General features: G+C 32.5%; 18 protein-coding genes, 1 other RNA gene and 1 riboswitch. Of the genes, 17 read left to right on the forward strand and 2 right to left on the reverse strand.

All coding sequences use genetic code 11. The annotated features are described in order from the left end of the window. Positions 1–3: 3 nt before the first annotated feature. From rpsO to EI71_RS04940, 6 genes are all read left to right on the forward strand, one after another. The gene (gene rpsO / locus EI71_RS04915) at positions 4–273 is read left to right on the forward strand and encodes a 30S ribosomal protein S15 (protein ID WP_119016139.1); all 270 of its coding nucleotides are present in this window, start codon (positions 4–6) and stop codon (positions 271–273) included. A gap of 232 nt (positions 274–505) precedes the next feature. After that, positions 506–991, forward strand: coding sequence for an NADH-quinone oxidoreductase subunit NuoE family protein (locus tag EI71_RS04920; RefSeq protein ID WP_119016140.1), 486 nt, complete (start codon positions 506–508; stop codon positions 989–991). After that, positions 991–2,874, forward strand: a complete 1,884-nt coding sequence (locus EI71_RS04925) for an NADH-ubiquinone oxidoreductase-F iron-sulfur binding region domain-containing protein (protein WP_119016141.1) — start codon at positions 991–993, stop codon at positions 2,872–2,874. The genes EI71_RS04920 and EI71_RS04925 overlap by 1 nt, the downstream gene beginning before the upstream one ends. A gap of 15 nt (positions 2,875–2,889) precedes the next feature. Continuing rightward, the gene (locus tag EI71_RS04930) at positions 2,890–4,665 is read left to right on the forward strand and encodes an NADH-dependent [FeFe] hydrogenase, group A6 (protein ID WP_119016142.1); all 1,776 of its coding nucleotides are present in this window, start codon (positions 2,890–2,892) and stop codon (positions 4,663–4,665) included. A gap of 91 nt (positions 4,666–4,756) precedes the next feature. Next, positions 4,757–5,149: a pyridoxamine 5'-phosphate oxidase family protein gene (locus EI71_RS04935; RefSeq protein WP_119016143.1), complete on the forward strand. Its 393-nt coding sequence runs from the start codon at positions 4,757–4,759 to the stop codon at positions 5,147–5,149. Positions 5,150–5,233: 84 nt separating this feature from the next. Continuing rightward, positions 5,234–8,971: a DUF6273 domain-containing protein gene (locus EI71_RS04940; protein WP_119016144.1), complete on the forward strand. Its 3,738-nt coding sequence runs from the start codon at positions 5,234–5,236 to the stop codon at positions 8,969–8,971. Between the two features lie 303 nt (positions 8,972–9,274). Here the strand turns inward: EI71_RS04940 and EI71_RS04945 are convergent, their stop codons facing one another. Further along, positions 9,275–9,877: a Crp/Fnr family transcriptional regulator gene (locus EI71_RS04945; RefSeq protein ID WP_119016145.1), complete on the reverse strand. Its 603-nt coding sequence runs from the start codon at positions 9,875–9,877 to the stop codon at positions 9,275–9,277. An 86-nt stretch (positions 9,878–9,963) separates the two neighbouring features. Between EI71_RS04945 and EI71_RS04950 the strand changes: the two genes are divergently transcribed. From EI71_RS04950 to EI71_RS04975, 6 genes are all read left to right on the forward strand, one after another. Beyond that, the gene (locus EI71_RS04950) at positions 9,964–10,974 is read left to right on the forward strand and encodes an MqnA/MqnD/SBP family protein (RefSeq protein ID WP_119016146.1); all 1,011 of its coding nucleotides are present in this window, start codon (positions 9,964–9,966) and stop codon (positions 10,972–10,974) included. Next, the gene (locus EI71_RS04955; protein WP_119016147.1) at positions 10,955–11,707 is read left to right on the forward strand and encodes a hypothetical protein; all 753 of its coding nucleotides are present in this window, start codon (positions 10,955–10,957) and stop codon (positions 11,705–11,707) included. The genes EI71_RS04950 and EI71_RS04955 overlap by 20 nt, the downstream gene beginning before the upstream one ends. A gap of 228 nt (positions 11,708–11,935) precedes the next feature. Beyond that, on the forward strand, positions 11,936–14,104 hold the full coding sequence (pnp, locus tag EI71_RS04960; RefSeq protein WP_119016148.1) for a polyribonucleotide nucleotidyltransferase: 2,169 nt from the start codon (positions 11,936–11,938) through the stop codon (positions 14,102–14,104). Positions 14,105–14,190: 86 nt separating this feature from the next. Continuing rightward, a complete protein-coding gene (locus tag EI71_RS04965; protein ID WP_162849783.1) occupies positions 14,191–15,276 on the forward strand; it encodes a lysylphosphatidylglycerol synthase transmembrane domain-containing protein in 1,086 nt (361 codons plus the stop codon). A gap of 37 nt (positions 15,277–15,313) precedes the next feature. Beyond that, positions 15,314–16,603, forward strand: coding sequence for an O-acetylhomoserine aminocarboxypropyltransferase/cysteine synthase family protein (locus EI71_RS04970; protein WP_119016150.1), 1,290 nt, complete (start codon positions 15,314–15,316; stop codon positions 16,601–16,603). A 103-nt stretch (positions 16,604–16,706) separates the two neighbouring features. Further along, a complete protein-coding gene (locus EI71_RS04975) occupies positions 16,707–17,069 on the forward strand; it encodes a hypothetical protein (RefSeq protein WP_119016151.1) in 363 nt (120 codons plus the stop codon). Between the two features lie 66 nt (positions 17,070–17,135). Here EI71_RS04975 and EI71_RS04980 read toward each other — a convergent pair whose 3' ends face one another. After that, the gene (locus EI71_RS04980; RefSeq protein WP_119016152.1) at positions 17,136–18,065 is read right to left on the reverse strand and encodes a homoserine O-succinyltransferase; all 930 of its coding nucleotides are present in this window, start codon (positions 18,063–18,065) and stop codon (positions 17,136–17,138) included. 148 nt (positions 18,066–18,213) lie between these two features. Between EI71_RS04980 and rnpB the strand changes: the two genes are divergently transcribed. From rnpB to EI71_RS05005, 5 genes are all read left to right on the forward strand, one after another. Beyond that, positions 18,214–18,541, forward strand: an RNA gene (gene rnpB, locus EI71_RS04985) — RNase P RNA component class B. A gap of 91 nt (positions 18,542–18,632) precedes the next feature. Further along, complete coding sequence (lepA, locus tag EI71_RS04990) at positions 18,633–20,465, forward strand: translation elongation factor 4 (protein WP_119016153.1); 1,833 nt, start codon at positions 18,633–18,635, stop codon at positions 20,463–20,465. Between the two features lie 124 nt (positions 20,466–20,589). Then, positions 20,590–21,033, forward strand: coding sequence for a tagatose-bisphosphate aldolase (locus EI71_RS04995; RefSeq protein WP_119016154.1), 444 nt, complete (start codon positions 20,590–20,592; stop codon positions 21,031–21,033). A gap of 122 nt (positions 21,034–21,155) precedes the next feature. After that, a riboswitch (TPP riboswitch) is annotated at positions 21,156–21,257 on the forward strand. Positions 21,258–21,329: 72 nt separating this feature from the next. Then, complete coding sequence (gene thiT / locus EI71_RS05000; RefSeq protein ID WP_119016155.1) at positions 21,330–22,007, forward strand: energy-coupled thiamine transporter ThiT; 678 nt, start codon at positions 21,330–21,332, stop codon at positions 22,005–22,007. After that, the gene (locus EI71_RS05005; protein WP_119016156.1) at positions 21,988–22,482 is read left to right on the forward strand and encodes a hypothetical protein; all 495 of its coding nucleotides are present in this window, start codon (positions 21,988–21,990) and stop codon (positions 22,480–22,482) included. Before thiT ends, EI71_RS05005 begins: the two co-directional genes overlap by 20 nt. The last annotated feature ends 66 nt before the right edge of the window (positions 22,483–22,548 follow it).

The following is a 22,548-nucleotide window of genomic DNA, read 5'->3' on the forward strand; positions in this document are numbered from 1 at the left end:
ACAATGGCTTTAACAAAGGAAGTAAAGGCAAAGTTAGTTGCTGAATACGGAAAGAATGCAAATGACACTGGTTCTACAGAGGTTCAGATTGCTATTCTTACTTATGAAATTAATGAATTAAATGAGCATTTCCAGACTCATATTCATGATTTCTCTTCTAAGCGTGGTCTTATGAAGAAGATTGGTCAGAGAAAGGCTTTATTAGCTTATTTAAAGGCTAACGATCTTAAGGCTTACGAAGAATTAATCAAGAAGCTAGGATTACGTCGATAATCGGAAAAACACCCGTTTGGGTGTTTTTTTTACTCCAAAACGTTATCGTTTTAGATAATTCTATCCATCTTTTGTATTATTTGTTTTTAAAAGACGTAACATATGTCTTTTTTTTATTAAAAAAAAGTCATTTTTCTCTTAATACTCTTTTAAAATAACAAAACTTTGATATAATATAATAGAATACGAATGAGCAAAGAAAGTATTTATACAATAATATAGGGGGTATAATATGGGTCGTTTAAGTATGGTTGCCCAAAAGCAGATTAATGAGATCATTTCTCGCTACAAAGATGAAGAAACTCCATTAATGCTAATTTTGAGTGACATCCAGAAGGAATATGGATATATTCCTCTTGAAGTACAAGAGCTAGTTTCTGAAAAGACAGGTATTCCTGTTGCAGAAATTTATGGCGTTGTTACTTTCTATTCTTACTTCTCCTTAGAGCCAAAAGGAAAGTATGTTATTGGTGTTTGTCTTGGTACAGCATGTTATGTTAAGGGTTCGCAGATGGTTATTGATAAGTTTTCTGAACTTTTAAATATCAAGCCAGGTCAGACTACTGAAGATGGGTTATTCACATTAGATGCACTACGTTGTATTGGTGCTTGTGGTATCGCCCCTGCAGTTTCAATTAATGGCAAGGTTTATTCTAAGGTTAGTGTAAACCAGGTTGCAGGAATTATTGAATCTTATAGACAGGAGGCAAGCAAGTAATGATTAAGAGCTTTGAAGAATTCAATGAAACAAGTCTTAAGTGCGTTGATTGTGTAACTAAGAAGTTTTCTGGTGCAGATGGGAAGCGTCATTTACTAGTTTGTGGTGGTACAGGATGCTTATCTTCTAATTCAAATGAAATTCTAGAAACTTTACAGGCATTAATTAAAGAGAATCATCTAGAGGACAAGGTAGATGCAAACAAAGTAGGCTGCTTTGGTTTCTGTTCTCAGGGTCCTTTCGTTAAGGTTTTACCTGAAGATACTTTATACCGTATGGTTAAGGTAGAAGATGCTAAAGAGATTATTGAAAAGGATATTATCGGCGGAGAAATCGTTGAGAGATTACTTTATGTAGATCCTCAGACTAAAGAGAAGGTTAAGAAGCAGGATGATATCACATTCTATAAGAAGCAAGTACGTATCGCATTACATGGATGTGGTACTATCAACCCAGAGAAGATCGAAGAGACTTTAGGTGTTGGCTCATTTAAGGGCTTAGAGCGTGCTCTACATATGAAGCAAGAGGACGTTATCAAAGAAGTATTAGACTCTGGTTTAAGAGGTAGAGGTGGCGGAGGCTTCCCTACTGGTAGAAAATGGCAGTTCGCCTTTGCACAGCAGAACGATGAAAAGTATGTTGTATGTAATGGTGATGAAGGAGATCCAGGTGCATTCATGGATAGATCTATTCTTGAAGGTAACCCAATTGCAGTTATCGAAGGTATGATGATTGCTGGTTACGCTATTGGTGCAAAGAATGGTTATTTCTATGTTCGTGCAGAATATCCTATTGCTGTTGAACGTTTAAAGATTGCTATTAAGCAGGCTGAAGAGCTTGGCTTATTAGGTGACAATATTATGGGTACAGACTTCTCATTTAGATGTCATTTAAGACTTGGTGCTGGTGCATTCGTTTGTGGTGAGGAAACAGCATTATTAAATTCTATTGAGGGTCAGCGTGGTATGCCACGTCCTCGTCCACCATTCCCTGCAGTTAAGGGTTTATGGGGCAAGCCAACAATTATTAACAACGTAGAAACTTTAGCTACAGTTCCATATATTTTAAGAGAAGGTGCAGCTAAGTTTGCAGCTTATGGTACTGAAAAGTCTAAGGGTACTAAGGTATTCGCTTTAGGTGGTAAGGTTAATAATGTAGGTCTAGTAGAGGTACCTATGGGAACTACTCTTCGTGAATTAATTTACGATATCGGTGGTGGTATCCCTAATGGAAAGAAGTTCAAGGCTATTCAGACAGGTGGTCCATCTGGTGGATGCTTAACTGTTGATGACCTTGATGCAGCTATCGATTATGATAACTTAATTGCTAGGGGCTCTATGATGGGTTCTGGTGGAGCTATCGTAATGGATGAAGACAACTGTATGGTAGACGTTGCAAAGTTCTATATGGAATTTATTTGTGATGAATCTTGTGGTAAGTGCTCTCCATGCCGTATCGGTACTAAGAGAATGCTTGAAATTCTTACAAGGATTACTGAAGGTAAGGGCACAATGCAGGATTTAGAGGATCTTGAGGAATTAGCACAGGCAGTTAAGGCCAACTCACTATGTGGATTAGGTCAGACTTCTGCTAACCCAATTGTATCTACAATGTCTAAGTTTAAGGATGAATACTTAGCTCATATCGTTGATAAGAAGTGCCCTGCTCATGTATGTAAGAACCTTATGGAGTATGTTATCAATAAGGACAAGTGTGTTGGTTGTGGTATTTGTGCAAAGAACTGTCCAGTTAATGCAATTACAAGAACTGACTACATTGCTCCAAATCATAAATTAGCTTCAATGGTTATCGATGCTACAAAGTGTGTAAAGTGTGGATTATGCCAGTCTCAGTGTAGACCTGGTGCAATCACTAAGGAATAAGGGGGGGCGGAAAAAATGGCTTTAATTAATATTAAAATTGAAGGCAAGCCTTATCAGGTTGAGCAAGGCTTAACTATTTTAGAGGCTGCTAGAAAATGCGGATATGAAATTCCTACCCTATGTAATTTTAATAAGGACGAGTGCTCTTTAGCTTCTTGCCGTGTTTGTCTTGTTGAGGCTACAGGCGCTAGAGGCTTAGTTGCAGCTTGTGTATACCCAGTTTCTGAGGGTATGGAAATTAAGATTTCTTCTCCAAAGGCAACTAAGGCAAGAAGAATTTCTGTTGAATTAATTTTATCTAACCATTCCTTCCACTGTCAGCAGTGTGACAAGAATGGTCATTGTGAGTTATTACATGTAGCTCAGATGGTTGGTGCAAGAGAAGGTAAGTTCTTTGGTGAAAAGAGCCAAACTTTTGTTGACGACTTAAGTTCATCTATCGTTCGTGATACATCTAAGTGTATCCTTTGTGGTAGATGTGTTAAGAGATGTGTTGAAGCACACGGTACTGGTATCTTAGGCTTTGAAAAGAGAGGCTTTAAGACATTTGTTGCTCCTGCTGGAAACAGAAGCTTCAATGAATCTCCATGTTTACTATGCGGTCAGTGTGTAAACGTATGTCCTACTGGCGCATTAATGGAAAAGAGCGAAATCTCTAAGGTTGATGAGGCTATGCAGGCTGGTAAGTTTGTTGTTGTACAGACAGCTCCAGCTGTACGTGCTGCATTAGGCGAAGAGTTCGGCTTACCAGTTGGTACTCCTGTAACAGGAAAGATGGTTGCAGCTTTACATCGTTTAGGCTTCGACCGTGTATATGATACAAACTTTGGTGCTGACTTAACAATTATGGAAGAAGCAACAGAGTTATTAGGAAGAATCAAGAATGGTGGAGCTCTACCAATGATTACTTCTTGTTCTCCAGGTTGGGTTAACTATGCAGAATATTTCTATCCAGAAGTATTAGATAATCTTTCCAGCTGTAAGTCTCCTCACCAGATGCAGGGTGCTATCATTAAGTCTTACTTTGCAAAGGAAAAGGGTATTGATCCAAAGGACATCTTCACAGTATCTATCATGCCATGTACTGCAAAGAAGCATGAAAAGGATAGAGCTGAGATGGAAGTTAATGGATTACGTGATGTAGATTGCGTATTAACTACTAGAGAGCTTGCAAGATTAATTAAGAGAAGTGGTATTAACTTCACTAAGTTACCAGATGAAGAATATGATCAGGACATCATGGGCGATTATACTGGAGCAGGTGTAATCTTCGGTGTTACTGGTGGTGTTATGGAAGCTGCACTTCGTACAGCTTACAAGGTATTATCTGGTAAGGAAAGAGAACCAATCGAATTCACTGAAGTTCGTGGTCTTGAGGGCATTAAGGAAGCTGAAATCGATCTTGGCGCAGCTAAGATTAAGGTTGCAGTTGCTTCTGGTATGAAGAATGCTAAGGTATTATTAGACCAGATTAAGGCAGGAACAAGCCCATATACATTCATTGAAATTATGTGCTGTCCTGGCGGATGTATTAATGGTGGTGGTCAGCCATTCGTTAAGCCAATGCTAATGCCAAATGAGGATGATGATATCTACGAGACATATAGAGCTAAGAGAGCTCAAGCATTATATTCTGAGGACGAAAGACAGGTATTACGTCAGTCTCATAATAATCCACAGATTAAGGAATTATATGAGAAGTTCTTAGGTGAGCCAAACTCTCATGTTGCTCATGAGTTATTACATACTCATTACAATAAGAATAGAGAAAGATATCCTGAAAAGAAGTAATTTCTTTATAAAAAATTGGTGCTAACCTTTATTGGTTAGCACTTTTTTTAAACAATTATGATATAATTTATACAAGAAAGAAGGCGATTTTATGGAAGAAGTATTAAAATTTTTAGAGGATTGTGGTACATATTTTTTAGCAACAATAGATAAGGATAAACCAAAGGTTAGACCTTTTGGTACTATTATGCTATATGAGAATCATTTATATATCCAAACTGGTAAAGTAAAAAATGTATCTAAACAAATTGCATCTAATCCAAATGTTGAAGTATCAGCATTTAAGGATGGTAAATGGATAAGAGTTGAAGGAAAACTAAAAAGAGATGAAAGAGTAGAAGTTAAAAAAGCAATGCTTGATAAATATCCTACTCTAAGAGGCATGTATGATGAAAATGATGATAATACAGAAGTATTATATTTTGAATCAGGTACTGCAACAATCTCTTCTTTTACAGCAAAACCTATAGTTATAAAGTTTTAAGTAAAAACCACTCCTAACTTGTTGAAAACCAACATATTTTTTTAGATATGTAAATAGTTATTATGATTTTGGAGCGTGATAATTATGACTCGACGTGATATCGAATTACTATTTAAAAATGAATCTTATGATGAAGCTATGAAGCTTTTAAGAAAAGAATTACAGGATGATTCTGAAAATGCTGAATGGTTTTATTATCTTTTTTTAGCAGAAAATGGGGATTATGCAAATATTAATTTAAATGATATTGTATGTGAATTTGATTTAAATCGAGCACTTGATTTTGCGAATGCGAGATTAAGAGAATCCTTTAATTCAGAATATAATTTTTATAAAGCAGTTGACCCAATTATAAGAAAATATTTTGCATATGCCTCAAGAGGAAATATGGATAAGTTTGAACAATTATTGGATTCAGATGGATATAAATCAACAAAACTTATCCATGATGAATCTAGTACTAAGAATTTTTTAAGTAATTTAGATTATTTAGTTACATCTAGAATAAAGCCTGAAATTATAGACTTAAACTTATTAGCTATCAATATACTATATCTTGCAACCAATAATAAACAGATTTTAGATGTCTATAATGTATTAAAAGAAAGAGCTGAAGAGGTTAGTACACTATTATCAAAGTCAAAATTAGCCGACAGCTTATATGAAATAAAAGAGTATATGCAAGCTTTAAAAGACAATAAGAGAGTTTCAAATGATGCTATAGAAGATGCTAAAAATAAACCTATTGAGGAAACTGATAATAGTTTGATTGATTCCGATAAGAATAAAACGATTAATACTAATTCAAATTCAAAGCCTTCATCTAAAGGAAAAAGTGCTTTAGCTGTTGCAAATTCATATTTTTCAAGTTTAGATTATGAGTCTGCACAAAAAGAATATGAAAAAGTATTAGATAAAGATCCCAATAATATAGTCGCATTAAAGGGGAAAATACTTTGTTTAAACAAAAAGAATTCTTTTAGTGAACTCTTTAGTGCTCAGTTTAACAATATTGTTGAATATGAATTGTTAACAAAATATATAGAATATGCAAATAAGAGTGATAAAGAGGAAATACTATCTTTAATTGCTTCATATTGTAAGAAAGAAATTAATAATGATAATAGTTCCATATTATGTGCTTATAAATTCATTTGTGAATATAATTCACCTTTAGTTTTTGAATTGCATAATTTCTTAATAACAAATATCGATAGTTTAAAAGATGATGCTTCAATATCCATTATTGATATTGCAATAAAGTATTTATCTAATGATCCAATCACTTTAAAAAATAAATTAAATATCATCATAAAAAAAGCTCTTGAAGAGAGCTTATTTGATATTGCTAATAAATATTTTAAACAATATAAATTAATCTCCAATATTGATTATGATTATTATATTTTTGACTTATGCATAAAATATAATAAAAGTACCTTTTATCAATTATTAAAGGAATTCGAAGATGAAAAGAGAATCAATAGAATCGATGACATTATAAATGGAGTATCGTCGGATGTTTCTAATGGAGTTCTAAAAGATTGTTCTTTATATACTTTGGAAAATTTAAATAAGAAATCATATTCATCAGCATTATATTGGATAAGGTATTTATTGAAATACGATTATAGTTTTAAAAACGAATTTGTAAATCAATTATTTAAATATTGTTGTGATAATCCATGTTCTGAAATATTTACAATCTTTGATTACTTGATAGAGAATAATAAAGATGCATGTGCCATTTATAATAATTACATAAAACAAATGGCAATGGTATGCCATAAGAATAAGTTATGGGGGTATTCAGATAGATATTATTCTATTATTTGTTCTAATAATCCAAATGACCACAAAGCTTATTGGGAATTATTACAATCCAAATTAAGATGCTTAGATAATGAAGAGCTTATTCATCAAAATACTTTAATTGACACTTTAGAAGAGTATAATAATACAATAAATGCTGCAAGTAATAGTGGAGAAAATATAGATTATTATATTAACTGCTTAGCTGAACAAAAAAAGTGGATAAATCAGTCACTAAGGAAAAAGAAGTTTATAAAAATAGGAATAATTAGTAGTTCTATAGCCACTATAGCTATTTTATTTTTTATTTTATTGTTGAATCTATGGATTATACCAAGTAATAAGTATAATAATGCGTTGAATTTGATTAATGAAGGCAAATACAATGAAGCAAGAGAAATCTTGGAAAGTATGGATTATTCAGATTCAAAACAAAAAATTATTATGCTTGATGCGAATAATGCATTTGCTTCAGGAGAGTATGAAAAAGGAATTAAATGTATAGAAAGTATTTCAGGAGAGACGAATGTATCTTATTCGCTAGATTGTGTAACAACCATAAAACAAGGTTATGAAATTAAATGGGAATTAGTTGGTTATAGTATTGACTTTGAAAATCACTCTGCAAATATTCGATTGAAATCATTTTATACTTTGATAAATTATGATATTTTGTATGATCTTAACGGAAGTGATAACAATTCTAATCCGACTACATATAATTTCGAATCAGATACTATAGTATTAAATGATATAGAAAAAACAGGCTATACATTCTTGGGTTGGACAACAAGCGATATTCAAGTTCCAACAAAAGGTTTAACAATCGAACACAATTCAATTGGGAATAAAAGTTTTACGGCACATTTTGAAATAAATTCATATAAAATTACAATTGATAATACAATAGAAGAGGTTTCTATTTCAGGTATTACAAGTGGACTTGAAGTTGATTATGGTAGAAAAATTCATTTAACTGCAGAAAACGTTCCATTAGGAAATATAATAATGTGGGAAAGAAATGATGGTGTAGTATATATTGGTAATAGATATGAATTTGATGTTCCTGCAAGAGATATAACAATTAAAACTACTTTTGCGCCTTATTCGAGATATGAAAATAAAATTATATTTGGCACATATCCTCAGAAAAAAATAGAGGCAACAGAAGACAATGGACTTATATCATTTACATTTGACGAATTAACATGGACAAGTTATAAATATTATGTTTCGTCATCACAAAGCGATTTTATGTATTATAAGGATATAGATATAGATAATAATGGAACGTATGACTATAGGGGTGTATATATCAATCGGTATAGACCAAAACATTGTGATGATAAATTTGAAATTTATACAAAATATATAGACCAATATCAAAATGGATATGAGGGTGCCAAAATCTATTGGTTCAGTTATGACCCGATTGAATGGACTATATTAAAAGAAGAAAATGGTAAAGCGTTAATAATAGCTAATCTAATACTAGATTCTCAAGAATATCATCCAAATGATAACGGTTTGCAATTTGAACATAATGGTGGGAATGGATATGCTAACAATTATGAATTATCACAAATAAGAAAATTTTTAAATGAAACATTCTATAATACTGCATTTAATGATTTACAAAAATCATTGGTAGAAACAACTTTAGTAGATAATACTTTTAAATCGGCTGGATACAAGTCAAGTAATTATTCATGTGATAATACAAATGATAAAATATTTTTGTTATCAAGTAGCGAAGCAATATCATATTATACATCAAATGATGCACGGCAAGCTAATGGATCAGAGTATGCTAAATGTCAAGGTCTCTATGTAGCAAAATCAGATGATTATGTTGGATATAGTTATTGGTGGTTGCGTTCTTTTAGTGAGTATTATCGCTCATCTGCTCAATATGTTGATATAGATGGTGATTTGTCCCTTCGCATTGTCAATACAACTGAAATAGGTGTTCGTCCAGTTTGCTGGATTAACCTATCAAAAAGGGTTTAGAACTATCAAATTCGAGTTGTACCACCTTGTTCGTTATAATTAATTTGTAGTAAAAAAAACAACGAACATTTTCAATCTTAATATTATTTATTAAAGGATAGAATTATCCTATTCTATTACATATTATTATTTGATAATTTTATTATATAATTCAATAATTATAAATGATTGGCACTATAAAAAACTTGTGGGATAAAGCTATATAAAAAATATCCTTGAATTATGATGGCTAATAGTCATCCCCCTAAATATAGATATTACTGAAAAAACAGCTTCAACGATATTTGGAGCTGTTTTTGTGTTCTATAAAATATGAATTGTATTTTTCTCTTTTATTAGGTATTTTTCCTTTTCAAGCTTAGATAGAATTCTAGATACAGTTTCTCTTGGTAGATTAACCTCCTTAGCTAAGGAGGAAACAGAATCAATAATACATATATTATTTTTAGATATCAAATCTAAATAAAAGATAACTCGATCTAGTGCATTCTTATGCGATAATAGCTTAACCTGTTGCTTAATATTGAAGGATTCGTTTGAAATTATAGAAATATACGCTTCTAGTAAATCCTTATCTTTACTAAGGTATTCTAAAAGAGAGGCTTTAGATATTTTAATAAGCTTTACAGGTCCTTTTGCTTGAACATCACCTAGATATTTACTATTAGGCTGAAAAAGGATATATTGGCCAAAAAACTCATTTTTACCTACTAGGCTTATAACCTCTTGGCTACCATTATAGGAAAGAGTAGATATTTCAACCTCTCCATCTAGGATAAAGCAAACATATTTACAAGGACTACCTTCTTTAAAAATAATCTCTTTTGACTTATATTCTATTGGCTTTATTTCATTATTTAAAATCAATTGATTTAAGTAGGTTCTAATAACATCGTTTGTTTTCATAAATGCCTCCTTGCGTGACAAATATCACACTATATTTATTATAAATTGTGTATAATAATAAGGCAATAGAAAAAGGAGATTTTAACATGAAAAGAATTGGAATATTATTTGGATTAGCCGCTATCGGCTTACTTGCTTCCTGTGGTAATGAAGCAAATACAACTACAGAAAAGAAGGATGAAACTACAACAGTAGTACCTACAACTTCAGAAACAACAACAGTAGTACCTACAACTACAGTAGATGAAACACCTGTATCTATCATTTGTCCATCTGGTACCCCTGCACTAGGCTTGGCAAATTATTATGATAGTGTAGATGGTGCATCCTTTGAAATCGTAAATGGTGCAGATCAGCTTGTTGCTGCATTTGGTACAAAGAGCCATGATGTTATTGTTGCACCAGTAAACCTAGGTGCAAAATTCTATAATACAAACGAGAATTATGTATTAGCTAAAACCTTCGTATGGGGTAATTTATTCTTAGCTTCTAAGGCTGAATTAACTTCATTTGAGGATATTAACAACAAAAAGCTTGTTGTATTTGGTAAGAATTCTACACCAGATATTCTTACTAAAATATTAATTCAGGAAAAGAGTTTAAATGTTGAAATTGAATATGTAGATGATGTTGCATCTGCAAATTCAGTTCTTGTTGCAGGTACTGCAGAATATGTAATTACTGCAGAACCAGCAATTTCTAAGATTAAGGATGCAAAGGGCATTAATGTAATTGATTTACAGGATGAATATAAGAAGGTAACAGGTAAGGATTCTTATCCTCAGGCTGGTATCTTTATTAAAAAAGAAGCAAAAGAGGATAGTAAGGTATTAAATGCAGTTGATGCGCTAGTAAATAGTGTTAAGGATGCAGTAGAAAAACCTGCGGATACTGCTAAGAAGGCAGTAGCTATGCACAAATCCTTTGAGACTTTAGGTGAGGCTGCATTAACAAAGGCAATTCCTAATTGTCATTTCATTATTATGGATCATGATAAAGAGGTTGCAGCTGTAAATGAGTACCTTCAGTATATGATTGATTTAGGATTTGGAAAACAGGCTGGAGACAAGCTTCCAAATGAAGAATTCTTCCTATAAGCATATTGGAATATCTGTATCTGTCATTATTTTACTCATCATTATTTATCAAATATTTACTATCCTGAATCAAGATGATATCTTTTTCCCTGGAATTAATGATATTTTTATGAAATTGGGTGGAGTTTTAGGCTCAAGGGACGCTTTATTATTACTTTCTTTGCTCGGTAAAATTCTAATCGTTTTAGTTGTGTCCTTTCTAATTAGTCTACTCATTCATTTTATTAATTATGTATTTAAATACAATGTGGATATTGTGAATCCGATTATGTTTATTATTAAAGCATGTCCATTCGCAATTGTATCAGTTTATTTATACATATTATTATTCAAAAATAAAGAAATTATACCCTATATTGTATGCTTTTTAGTCGTATTTCCTGTAGTATATGAAGGAGTGAAGCAAGCTTTATCTATAGATAAGGATATCGTAGCTGAATTATCCTTACTCCCTGGCCCAAGATACATGAAATATACTAGAATCTATGTACCACTTGCAATATCTCCTATGCTTATTACCCTACTTCAGGGTATAAGCTTAGGTGTAAAGGTAATGGTTATGGCAGAATACATTTGTAGCTTGAATAATTCTATAGGCTTAATCATTAATAATGCGAAGCTTGAGCTTGATTTTTCAACGATTCTAGCTTGGCTTATTCTACTTGTAGTTATCATTATTATCTTTGATGTAAGTATTAATTTATTGAAGAAGAAGATGGATTCTTTAAAATAGTAATATTTAAATATGAAGTATGGCATCAGCATTTTGCTGGTGCTTTTTCTATATAAATACTATTTATAAAAATGATACATATTATAAAATTTGGTTATATAAAATCTTTGGTAAAACTTATATAAGTTTAATTTTTGATTTTTGCTTTCAATTTATCTTAAGTGTGGTATAATTAATATGTTTGAGATTAAAAAAGATAGAAGAGTAAATTAAGGAGAAAAATTTAACATGAGTGAAGTTAAACGTTTCGAATACAATTGGGCTGGTCGTCCACTTGTTATTGAAATCGGAGAAGTGGCAAAACAGGCAAATGGTGCATGCTTAGTTAAGTATGGTGATTCAACAGTTTTATCCTGTGCTGTATCTAACAATGTTGCATCCACTGCTGACTTCTTCCCATTAATGGTTTTATACCAGGAAAAATTATATGCTGCAGGAAAGATTCCTGGAGGCTTTTTAAGAAGAGAAGGTCGTGCAACTGAGCATGAAACATTAGTTTCTAGATTAATTGACCGTCCTATTCGTCCATTATTCGCAGAAGGATTTAATAATGAGGTTCAAGTAATTAATACAGTATTATCTAGTGATCCTGATTGCACAACTGCAATGGCAGCAATGCTAGGTTCATCTATTGCATTAATGATTTCTGATATCCCATTCGAAGGACCTATCGCTGGTGTAGTTGTTGGTAAGGTTAATGGTGAATTAATCATCAACCCAACTCCAGAGCAGCTAGAGGTTTCTGATATTAATTTAACTGTTGCAGGTACACATACTGCAATTAACATGGTTGAGGCTGGTGCTAGATTCGTATCTGAGGATGATATGTGGGAGGCACTTAAGTTTGGTCATGCTGAAATTCAAAGATTATGTGAATTCGAGCAGGAGATTGTTAAGGAATGTGGTAAGGAAAAGTATGTTCCTACATTATTCCAAGTAAATCCTGAAATCGAAGCAGCAGTTAAGGCTTATGCTGAGGAGAATATGATTAAGGCTATCCGTGTTGAGGATAAGCTTGAAAGATATGCTGCCATCGACAAGGTTAATCAAGATACATTAGAGGAATTTGGCAAGAAGGTATTCGTTAAGGACTTAGGTGATATTAAGGTTGAGGATACTGAGGCTAAGGCATTATATTTAAAGAATGTACAATATACACTTGATGAAATCTTACATGGCGAAGTAAGAAGAATGATCGCTGTTGATAAGATTAGACCTGATGGAAGAGCTGTTGATGAGATTCGTCCATTATCCTCAAGAGTAGATGTATTACCTAGAGTTCATGGTAGTGCATTATTCACAAGAGGTCAGACACAGTCCTTAGGTACTGTAACCTTAGGTTCATTAAATGATAATCAAATTATTGATGGCTTATCTGATGAATCCTATAAGAGATTTATGCTACACTACAATTTCCCTCAGTTCTCTGTAGGTGAAACTGGTAGATATGGTGCTCCAGGTAGAAGAGAAATCGGTCATGGTGCACTTGGTGAGCGTGCATTATCCTATGTAATTCCATCTGAGGATGAATTCCCATATACCATTCGTGTTGTATCTGAGATTTTAGAATCTAATGGTTCATCTAGCCAGGCTACAATTTGTTCTGGTACATTAGCTTTAATGGCTGCAGGTGTACCTATTAAGGCTCCAGTTGCAGGTATTGCAATGGGATTAATCATGACAGATGATGAGCATTATACTGTATTAACAGATATCCAGGGTATGGAGGATCACTTAGGTGATATGGACTTCAAGGTAGCTGGTACTCGTGATGGTATTACTGCTTTACAGATGGATATTAAGATTAAGGGTATTACATACCAGATTTTAAAAGAAGCATTAGCACAGGCTAAGAAGGGTAGACTTCAGATTCTAGACCATATGGCAACAACTATTGCTGAGGTTAGACCTGAGTTATCTCCATATGCTCCAAAGGTTGTTATGGCAAGAATTAACCCAGATAAGATTAAGGATGTTATCGGTTCTGGTGGAAAGACAATCAATGCTACAATTGAGAAGTTTGATAATGTTAAGATTGACCTTGAGCAGGATGGACGCTTATTCGTAATGCATCAGGATATGGCAACAGCTAAGGCTTGCTTAGAGTACATTAAGAATTCTATTCGTGAGGCTGAGGTTGGCGCAATTTACACAGCTAAGGTTACACGTATTGAAAAGTATGGTATTTTCTGCTCCTTATGGGAAGGTGCTGAAGGCTTATGTCATATTTCTAAGCTTGCACTTGAAAGAGTTGAAAAGCCAGAGGATGTTGTATCTATCGGTGATGAAATCATCGTTAAGTGCATCGGTGTAAATGAGAAGGGTCAGATTGACTTATCTCGTAAGGATGCATTAAAGGATGCGCAAAAGAGATTCTCTAAAAAAGAAGAAGAATAAGATTTAGCGATGTGGCAAATGTCACATCGTTTTTTCTTTACAATTCTATAAAGAATTGTAGAATATTATTAAGAGGAGGTTTTAATGTGTCAAAGAAGAAGATAATATTTAATGTAATATTCTTTTTAGTCGTAACAGGATTAACTATATTCTATTTAATCTCCTCAAATGTCCTATCTAGTGTAAAGGAAATTGGTAGGGTTAAATGGTGGGGATTTTTAACCATTGTTTTAGTGTTATTTTCTTATGTTAGCATGGACTGCTTTATTATTTATAGAAATATGAAGCTAATCAAACCAGATTCAAAATATGGACAAGCCTATGGCTTATATTTTATGGGTAATTTAGGTTCTAATGTTACACCATGGAAGAGTGCCCATTTCCCAATGATTGGATATTATTTAAAGAAAAAAGGATTTAATACAGAAGAAAACATTTCTGTCATGGCAACAAATCAAATAATATACTCTACAACATTACCTGTTTTATATACTATATTCTTTATATATTCTTTAGTTACAAATTCAACATTAAAAATTGGAGATTATAATGTTCCATTATTTATCTTTTGTTTAATTGGTATTGGAACAAATGTAGGCTATTTTACCGCTTTAATGTTAATGATGTATAATTTAAGATTTCAAGCATTTATACTTAAAATAGAAGTTAAAATATTGAAGAAATTTAAAAAGGAATTTGATAGTGAAGAATTTGTTTTAGAAAAACAAAAAAAGATGGAAATTTATAAAATAAGTGCCAATAGGATGTGGGCAAATATTAAATATAATATTCCATCCTATCTAGCCTATGTATGCTTTATGCTATTATCCTTTGGATTACCTTATATAATATATTTATTGATAACTCAAAATGGATTTAAGATAGAAGAATATATGTATTCTTTCTTACTTTGTCAAGCATCAAGCTATGTTACAAATATTATTCCATCCCCAGGTGGAATTGGTACAGCAGAATTTTCATTTATAACTGTATATTCTACATTTATGGGAGATGCTGTCAACCTTGCAGTTATCTTATTTCGATGTGTAACTTTCTTATTATTAGTAATAATTGATTTTATTTTCTTTACAATATTTTTAATTCGGGGTATGTTGGAAAGAAAAAAACAAAAAATGAAAGAAAATTCAAATAATTGTTTTGAAAATGAATGATTTTATGATATAAAATAATACTTGGAGGATTATGAAAATGAGTGATTTTAAAATTAATACAAAATGCGTACAGGCTGGATATCGTCCAGGAAATGGTGAACCAAGACAGGTTCCTATTATTCAGTCTACTACATTTAAATATAATTCAAGCGAGGATATGGGTAAGCTATTCGATTTAGAGGCTACTGGATACTTCTATACAAGACTTCAAAACCCAACAAATGATTTTGTTGCAGCTAAAATTGCTGATATGGAAGGTGGTTGTGCAGCAATGCTTACATCATCTGGTCAGGCTGCAAACTTCTTCGCATTATTTAATATTTGTGAATGCGGAAGCCATATTGTTTCATCATCATCTATTTATGGTGGTACATTTAATTTAATTGCGGTTACAATGAAGAAGATGGGTATTGATGTTACATTTGTTTCTCCAGATGCAACTGAAGAAGAAATTGAGGCTGCATTTAAAGAAAATACAAGAGCTTGCTTCGGTGAGACCATCGCAAACCCTGCACTTACTGTATTTGATATTGAAAAGTGGGCAAAAATTGCACATAAGCATGGAGTACCACTAATTGTGGATAACACATTCCCAACTCCAGTAAACTGTAGACCTATTGAGTGGGGTGCAGATATCGTAACTCATTCTACAACAAAATATATGGATGGTCATGGTGCAGCTGTAGGTGGATGTATTGTTGATTCTGGTAAATTTGATTGGATGGCACATAAGGATAAATTCCCTGGCCTATGTGAACCAGATGATTCTTATCATGGTATTACATATGCAGAGAAGTTTGGTAAGGAAGGTGCATTTATTACAAAATGTACTGCTCAGTTAATGAGAGATTTTGGTTCTATTCAATCTCCTCAGAATGCATATTTATTAAATTTAGGATTAGAATCCTTACATGTACGTATGGCTCGTCATGTTGAAAATGCTCAGGCTATGGCTGAATTCTTAGAGGCTGATCCAAGAGTTAAATCTGTTTCATATTCTGGTTTAAAATCTAGTAAGTATTATGAACTAGCGCAAAAGTATCTACCTAAGGGTGGCTGTGGTGTTGTATCCTTCGAACTTAAGGGTGGTAGAAAGGCTGCAAGCCAGTTTATGGCAGCATTAAAACTAATTGCAATTGAAACTCATGTTGCAGACGCAAGAAGCTGCTGCTTAAACCCTGCAACATCTACACATCGTCAGCTAACTGATGATCAATTAGTAGCTGCAGGTATCCCTGCAGGATTAATCCGCTTATCTTGTGGTATTGAAGATAAAGAAGATTTAATCGCTGATGTTAAACAGGCATTAGATTCTATTAAAGAATAATTTATGAGCACTCGTTTGAGTGCTCTTTTATGTATAGGAACGTGATTTTTATTTGAAGAATTAAGCATTTTAAAATCCAAATTAAGAAAGGTGTAAAATAATTATGAGAATTCATATCCCACTAAATGAAAAAGGCATATATGAATTAGAAAATTGGCAAGAGCTTGAAGCTAATAATTTAAAAATAATTGAGTTTTCTAGTGATGATTATAGATATTTAGAGAATAAGAAATATTTCGATTTTTTAAATGTTGAATGCAATTGCTTAATCGATTTATATGAGAACGAAGATATAAGTAATGAAAAATTACCTAAAGGATTAGAAATAACAAGATTATTAATTGATAACACCGATGATGAAAGATTTATTACATTATTAAGAAAATTTGTTGATATTTTTGAACTTGCTATTAAATGTAATACATATGTTAATATTTATTGCTATGGTGATGTGAATGCGAAATAAAAAAATATTCTCAAGTATTTCTTACGGATGAAGTTTATAAAGCAATAAAAAAAGCCACAATGTGGCTTATTCTTCAGAATATTTGATTTTAGGATTTTTAAAATCAAATGGTGTAATCTGGTATACATAATAGTTTAACCAGTTATAATATAAGATATTTGCTGTTGATCTCCATAATACATCAACATCAGTTTTATCTTCATTAAAATAATTTAATGGCTCATGAATTGGAAGATTTTTAACTAAATCTCTTTCATATTCACTCTTTAAAGTGTATTTGTCATATTCTAGGTGTCCTAGGACAAATACTCTTTTTTTATCCTTAGATCTTAAAATAGTAGTTCCACATTCCTTAGATGTACATAAAGGAATTAGTTCTTTACAAGATAATAAGTCTTCTTCCTTATTGTAGGTGTGACGAGACTGTGGTACATAGAAGATATCATCAATACCATTTAATAATACTTCATGAATTACTGCCTTTTTATGCTTATAAACACCAAATAGCTTTTCAGATAAAGGATACTTCTTAATACCATAGAAGTAGTTTAGTGCTGCTTGAGCTCCCCAACAGATAAACATTGTAGATGTTACATGCGTTTTAGTAAATTCAAAGATTTCTTTTAATTCATCATAATAATCTACATCTTCAAATTCTAAATGTTCAACAGGTGCTCCTGTAATAATCATACCATCGAAATTTTTATCCTTGATTTTATCAAATGTTGTATAAAACTTCTCCAAATGAGAAGCACTCGTATTTTTAGACTCATGAGATTTAGGTGAAATCAATGTTAAATTTACCTGTAAGGATGAGTTTGCAAGGAGCCTACAAAGCTGTGTTTCTGTTTGAATCTTTGTTGGCATTAAATTTAGTATTAATATATCAATGGGACGAATGTCCTGGGTGTCTGCACGATTTTTGGACATGACGAAAATATTCTCATCTCTTAAAACATCATAAGCCGGAATATCCTTTGGAATAATAATTGGCATAAATCCACCCCATTTCTTAAAAATTTAAGACAATTATAGCATATTTTTTAAATTTGTGTACCCTTAATAATAATATAAGAGTGTTATATAAAAATTGTATAAGAATTTTATAGTTGATAATTTTTTAAATATTGGTATAATACTTTTGGTAGTTGGGTAATCGAGCAGAAATGTTAGGAAAGTCCATGCTAGCACAGGCTGCGATGCCTGTAGTGTTTGCGCTGGCTTAATAAATAAGGCCAGGCACCGCAAGGTGACGGCGAATCTAGCCTAAGTCTTTGATATGGTGATGATTCATAAAGTGCCACAGAAACGATACTTTTGGAAACAAAAGGGTGAAACGTTGGTAAACCCCACAAGCTAGAAACCCAAATTTTGGTAGGGGAGTCTCCAAGACCGAACTGAAGGTATGAGGAGGAAGGGAAACCTTAGATAAATGATTACCGCCTTTATGGTACGGAACATGGCTTATAGACTACTACTTTATTTTAAAGGCTCTTGGAGCCTTTTTTAATTGAAAATTAAAAGTAATTTTGGTACAATACTTTTGAATGTGAGGTGAAATATATGGAATTTGATATTAAGAAGCTAAAAGAACGTCAAACAAAGATTCGTAATTTCTGTATTATTGCCCATATTGACCATGGTAAAACTACTCTATCCGATAGAATTTTAGAGATTTGTGATTCTGTTGAAGAAAGAGAAATGCAAGATCAGCTATTAGATTCTATGGAACTCGAAAGAGAAAGAGGAATCACAATTAAATTAAATGCTGTATCTTTAAAATATAAAGCAAATAATGGAATTGAATATGAATTCCATTTAATTGATACTCCAGGTCATGTAGATTTCACTTATGAAGTATCTAGATCTTTAGCTGCATGTGAGGGTGCAATTTTAGTAGTAGATGCAACTCAAGGAGTTGAAGCACAAACACTAGCAAATGTATATTTAGCATTAGATAATAATCTAGAGATTTTACCATTAATTAATAAAATTGATTTACCAAGTGCTGACCCAGAGCGTGCAAAGCATGAAATAGAAGATGTTATAGGACTTCCTGCATATGAAGCAGTACTTGCCTCAGCGAAAACTGGTGTTGGTGTAAGAGATGTATTAGAACAGGTTGTAAGCTATGTAGCTGCACCTACAGGAGATATAGAGGCTCCTGCAAAGGCACTAATCTTTGATAGTGCATTTGATTCTTACCGTGGTGTTGTGGTACTTGTTTGTGTTAAAGAGGGTATCATTAAAAGAGGAGATAAAATCCGCTTTATGGCTACAGGTGCAGAGTATACTGTAGTAGAGCTTGGTGTTAGAACTCCAAAAGAAGTTGAAAGAGATTATTTAATGGCAGGTGATGTAGGATATATTACAGCCTCCATTAAGGATATCAATTTAGTTCATGTAGGTGATACAGTTACTGTATGCGATAATCCAGCCTTAGAGCCTCTTCCAGGCTATAAAAAGATGAATCCAATGGTATTCTGTGGATTATATCCCATTGATTCTAAACAATATCAGGACTTACATGATGCCTTAGATAAAATGAAATTATCGGATGCATCCTTAGTTTATGAACCAGAAACCTCCCAAGCCTTAGGCTTTGGATTCCGTACAGGATTCTTAGGCTTATTACATATGGATATTGTAAAAGAAAGAATCTCTAGAGAATTTGGTATAGATTTAATCGCAACAGCTCCATCTGTAAACTATCATGTATATTTAACTGATGGCTCTATGATATCTATAGATAACCCATCTGAATTACCAGAAGCATCCAAACTAGATCATATTGAAGAGCCTTTTGTAAAGGCTACAATTATGACTCCAACAGAATATATTGGTGCTGTAATGGACTTATGTCAAAAGAAGCGTGGATTATTTATCAATATGCAGTATGTAGAAGAAACTAGAGCTGTAATCCATTATAATATGCCACTACTTGAAATTGTTTATGATTTCTTTGATAAGCTAAAAAGCTATACAAAGGGTTATGCATCCTTCGATTATGAAATTGGTGATTATGAAGCATCTAAGCTTGTAAAAATGGATGTAATGCTAAATGGTGATGTCATCGATGCCTTATCCATTATTGTTCATAAGGATTTTGCATATGATAGAGGTAGAATCTTAGTTGAAAAACTAAAAGAAATTATCCCTAGACAACAATTTGAGGTTCCCGTTCAGGCTGTAATCAACCATAAGGTTATCGCAAGAAGCGATATTAAAGCACTTCGTAAAGATGTTTTAGCTAAGTGCTATGGTGGAGATATTTCAAGAAAGAAGAAGCTTCTAGAAAAGCAAAAGGAAGGAAAGAAGAAAATGAAGGCAATTGGTACAGTAGAAGTACCACAGGAGGCTTTCTTAGCAATTCTTTCTACAGACGAAGATAAATAATAACAAAACAGGCAATTTGTTATAAAAAGGCCTGTTTTCTTTTAAAAACAATTGAAAACGCTTGCAAAATAACACTGATAGTGATACAATAACAGTCGGGATGTAAATATCGAAGGAGAAATTTATGGAATTTAAGAACACAAAATATTTAAAAAATGCAGAAGTAGAATTAAGACTTCGTGAGGCAGTTGAAGCTGTAGAAAAGTTTGGTGGAGCACCTGTTTATTATTTTGACATTTTAAATTGTGATGGAGATAAAGTGGGTACATGCGAGCTTAGAGTAGGACATAATGATGAATTATATTATTATGGTAATATCTTATGTGAAATTGAGCCTAGATATCAGGGTAGACATTTCGCATATAAGGCTACTAGACTTTTATTATTATTAGCTAAGGATCATAATATGGGATATATTTCTGTAACCTGCGCTAAGGACAATGTAAAAATTAAGTCAACCTGCGATATGCTTGGTATGAAATTATTAGAAGAATGTGACTTACCAAGTGATCATCCTATTCGTAAAATGGGTGGAAAAGACGCTGCAATTTACGTACTAGATATTTAAAAAAATGACTAAACGACATCAAATTTACCATTTGGTGTCGTTTTTTTCTGGTTATTTTAAAATAAATAAATTCATTTTCATCTTTTGTTGAATTTATAACGATTTAGGAATATAATATCAACTGTCATATTAAGGGGAGCCTTAAAGGCTGAGAGTATATTAAGTTATAGACCCTTGACCTGATCTAGGTAATGCTAGCGTAGGGAATAATGTGAAGGTATTTTATATATACTTATTATTATCCTTTTTTAGCAATGTCCTAGCGGACATTTTTTGTTTTTTTAAGGAGGGAAAAAATGAAAACAAAAAAGTTTTCGATAAGAGTGCTTGCTGAAATTGCTATATTTGCAGCAATCGCTTATGTACTTGATTTATTTCAAGGAATTTGGTTTAAAGGCGTATGGCCTAATGGGGGATCTATTGGTATTGCGATGGTTCCAATTTTTGTAATTGCTTATAGAAGAGGACTATTACCAGGATTATTATGTGGTTTAATTGTTGGTACAGTTCAAATGTCTGGTGGCGTTTATGCTGTAACAGGAAAGAACTTCACAAATGAATTTATGCAGGTAATGGCACCATTCATTCAGGTATCCTTAGATTATGTTTTAGCATATTTCTTAGTAGGCTTTGCAGGTGCATTTGCTGCATTATATGCTAAAGGTAAAGATTTTAAAACTAAGCTTATTTGGATAATTGTTGGTACAGTAATTGGTGGTACATTAAAATTCTTAGCACATTTTGCTGCAGGCTATTTCTGGTTAAATACTTCAAAGCCATTTGCTGGAATTGATAGTGGTTCTATGCTATTCTCTTTCGTTTATAATGGAACATATTGTATCCCTAATATCATTTTATGTACAACTATTATGATCATTATTGCAAAAATTGCTCCATTCCTACTTGATGTAGACTATAAAAAAGAGGCAGAATCTATAGAGGAGGATAATGACAATGAAGTACAACAAGCGTAGTTTAATCATTTCCATTATCGCTTTAGCACTTGGACTTACTGCATTTACAGTATTCTTAGTTTTATTTATTAAAAGTTCATCCTTATCCGGAGAATATGGTTATGAAAAGAATGATGGCACAACAATTTATGAATCGGATATAACATTTAATCAAAATTATGCAATGGGATTTATTTTGGGTATAGTTTTAATTTCTTATGGTGCTTATGCATTATATAAAGTATTAAAAGAAAACAAATCAACAGATTTAGCATTATTCGTATCCTTATCTGTTGGATCTGGCCTTGTTGGTGTATATTCATTCCAGGTATTCTTTAAAGAATTAGTTAGATGCCAAGTTAAGGGTAAAGAATTTATATATTTAGATTTCCAAATGTATTTATATATGGCAATTATATTCTTAACAATCCTTATTGTTTCATTAGTATTCGCTATAAAATATGTTAAGAAGCACAAAATATCTATAATAAAATAATAAACAATTATATAGAAATAGGAATCAGCGGCATGATTCCTATTTTTTTATGCTATAATTATATTA

Origin of the sequence: Anaeroplasma bactoclasticum (assembly GCF_003550015.1) — a bacterium.
Classification (GTDB): domain Bacteria; phylum Bacillota_I; class Bacilli_A; order Acholeplasmatales; family Anaeroplasmataceae; genus Anaeroplasma; species Anaeroplasma bactoclasticum.

What these genes read in the sequence shown, in the direction of transcription:
- rpsO (WP_119016139.1), top strand. Translation starts at nt 4, where the DNA reads ATGGCTTTAACAAAGGAAGTAAAGGCAAAGTTAGTTGCTGAATACGGA.
- EI71_RS04920 (WP_119016140.1), top strand. Translation starts at nt 506, where the DNA reads ATGGGTCGTTTAAGTATGGTTGCCCAAAAGCAGATTAATGAGATCATT.
- EI71_RS04925 (WP_119016141.1), top strand. Translation starts at nt 991, where the DNA reads ATGATTAAGAGCTTTGAAGAATTCAATGAAACAAGTCTTAAGTGCGTT.
- EI71_RS04930 (WP_119016142.1), top strand. Translation starts at nt 2,890, where the DNA reads ATGGCTTTAATTAATATTAAAATTGAAGGCAAGCCTTATCAGGTTGAG.
- EI71_RS04935 (WP_119016143.1), top strand. Translation starts at nt 4,757, where the DNA reads ATGGAAGAAGTATTAAAATTTTTAGAGGATTGTGGTACATATTTTTTA.
- EI71_RS04940 (WP_119016144.1), top strand. Translation starts at nt 5,234, where the DNA reads ATGACTCGACGTGATATCGAATTACTATTTAAAAATGAATCTTATGAT.
- EI71_RS04945 (WP_119016145.1), bottom strand. Translation starts at nt 9,877, where the DNA reads ATGAAAACAAACGATGTTATTAGAACCTACTTAAATCAATTGATTTTA.
- EI71_RS04950 (WP_119016146.1), top strand. Translation starts at nt 9,964, where the DNA reads ATGAAAAGAATTGGAATATTATTTGGATTAGCCGCTATCGGCTTACTT.
- EI71_RS04955 (WP_119016147.1), top strand. Translation starts at nt 10,955, where the DNA reads ATGAAGAATTCTTCCTATAAGCATATTGGAATATCTGTATCTGTCATT.
- pnp (WP_119016148.1), top strand. Translation starts at nt 11,936, where the DNA reads ATGAGTGAAGTTAAACGTTTCGAATACAATTGGGCTGGTCGTCCACTT.
- EI71_RS04970 (WP_119016150.1), top strand. Translation starts at nt 15,314, where the DNA reads ATGAGTGATTTTAAAATTAATACAAAATGCGTACAGGCTGGATATCGT.
- EI71_RS04975 (WP_119016151.1), top strand. Translation starts at nt 16,707, where the DNA reads ATGAGAATTCATATCCCACTAAATGAAAAAGGCATATATGAATTAGAA.
- EI71_RS04980 (WP_119016152.1), bottom strand. Translation starts at nt 18,065, where the DNA reads ATGCCAATTATTATTCCAAAGGATATTCCGGCTTATGATGTTTTAAGA.
- lepA (WP_119016153.1), top strand. Translation starts at nt 18,633, where the DNA reads ATGGAATTTGATATTAAGAAGCTAAAAGAACGTCAAACAAAGATTCGT.
- EI71_RS04995 (WP_119016154.1), top strand. Translation starts at nt 20,590, where the DNA reads ATGGAATTTAAGAACACAAAATATTTAAAAAATGCAGAAGTAGAATTA.
- thiT (WP_119016155.1), top strand. Translation starts at nt 21,330, where the DNA reads ATGAAAACAAAAAAGTTTTCGATAAGAGTGCTTGCTGAAATTGCTATA.
- EI71_RS05005 (WP_119016156.1), top strand. Translation starts at nt 21,988, where the DNA reads ATGAAGTACAACAAGCGTAGTTTAATCATTTCCATTATCGCTTTAGCA.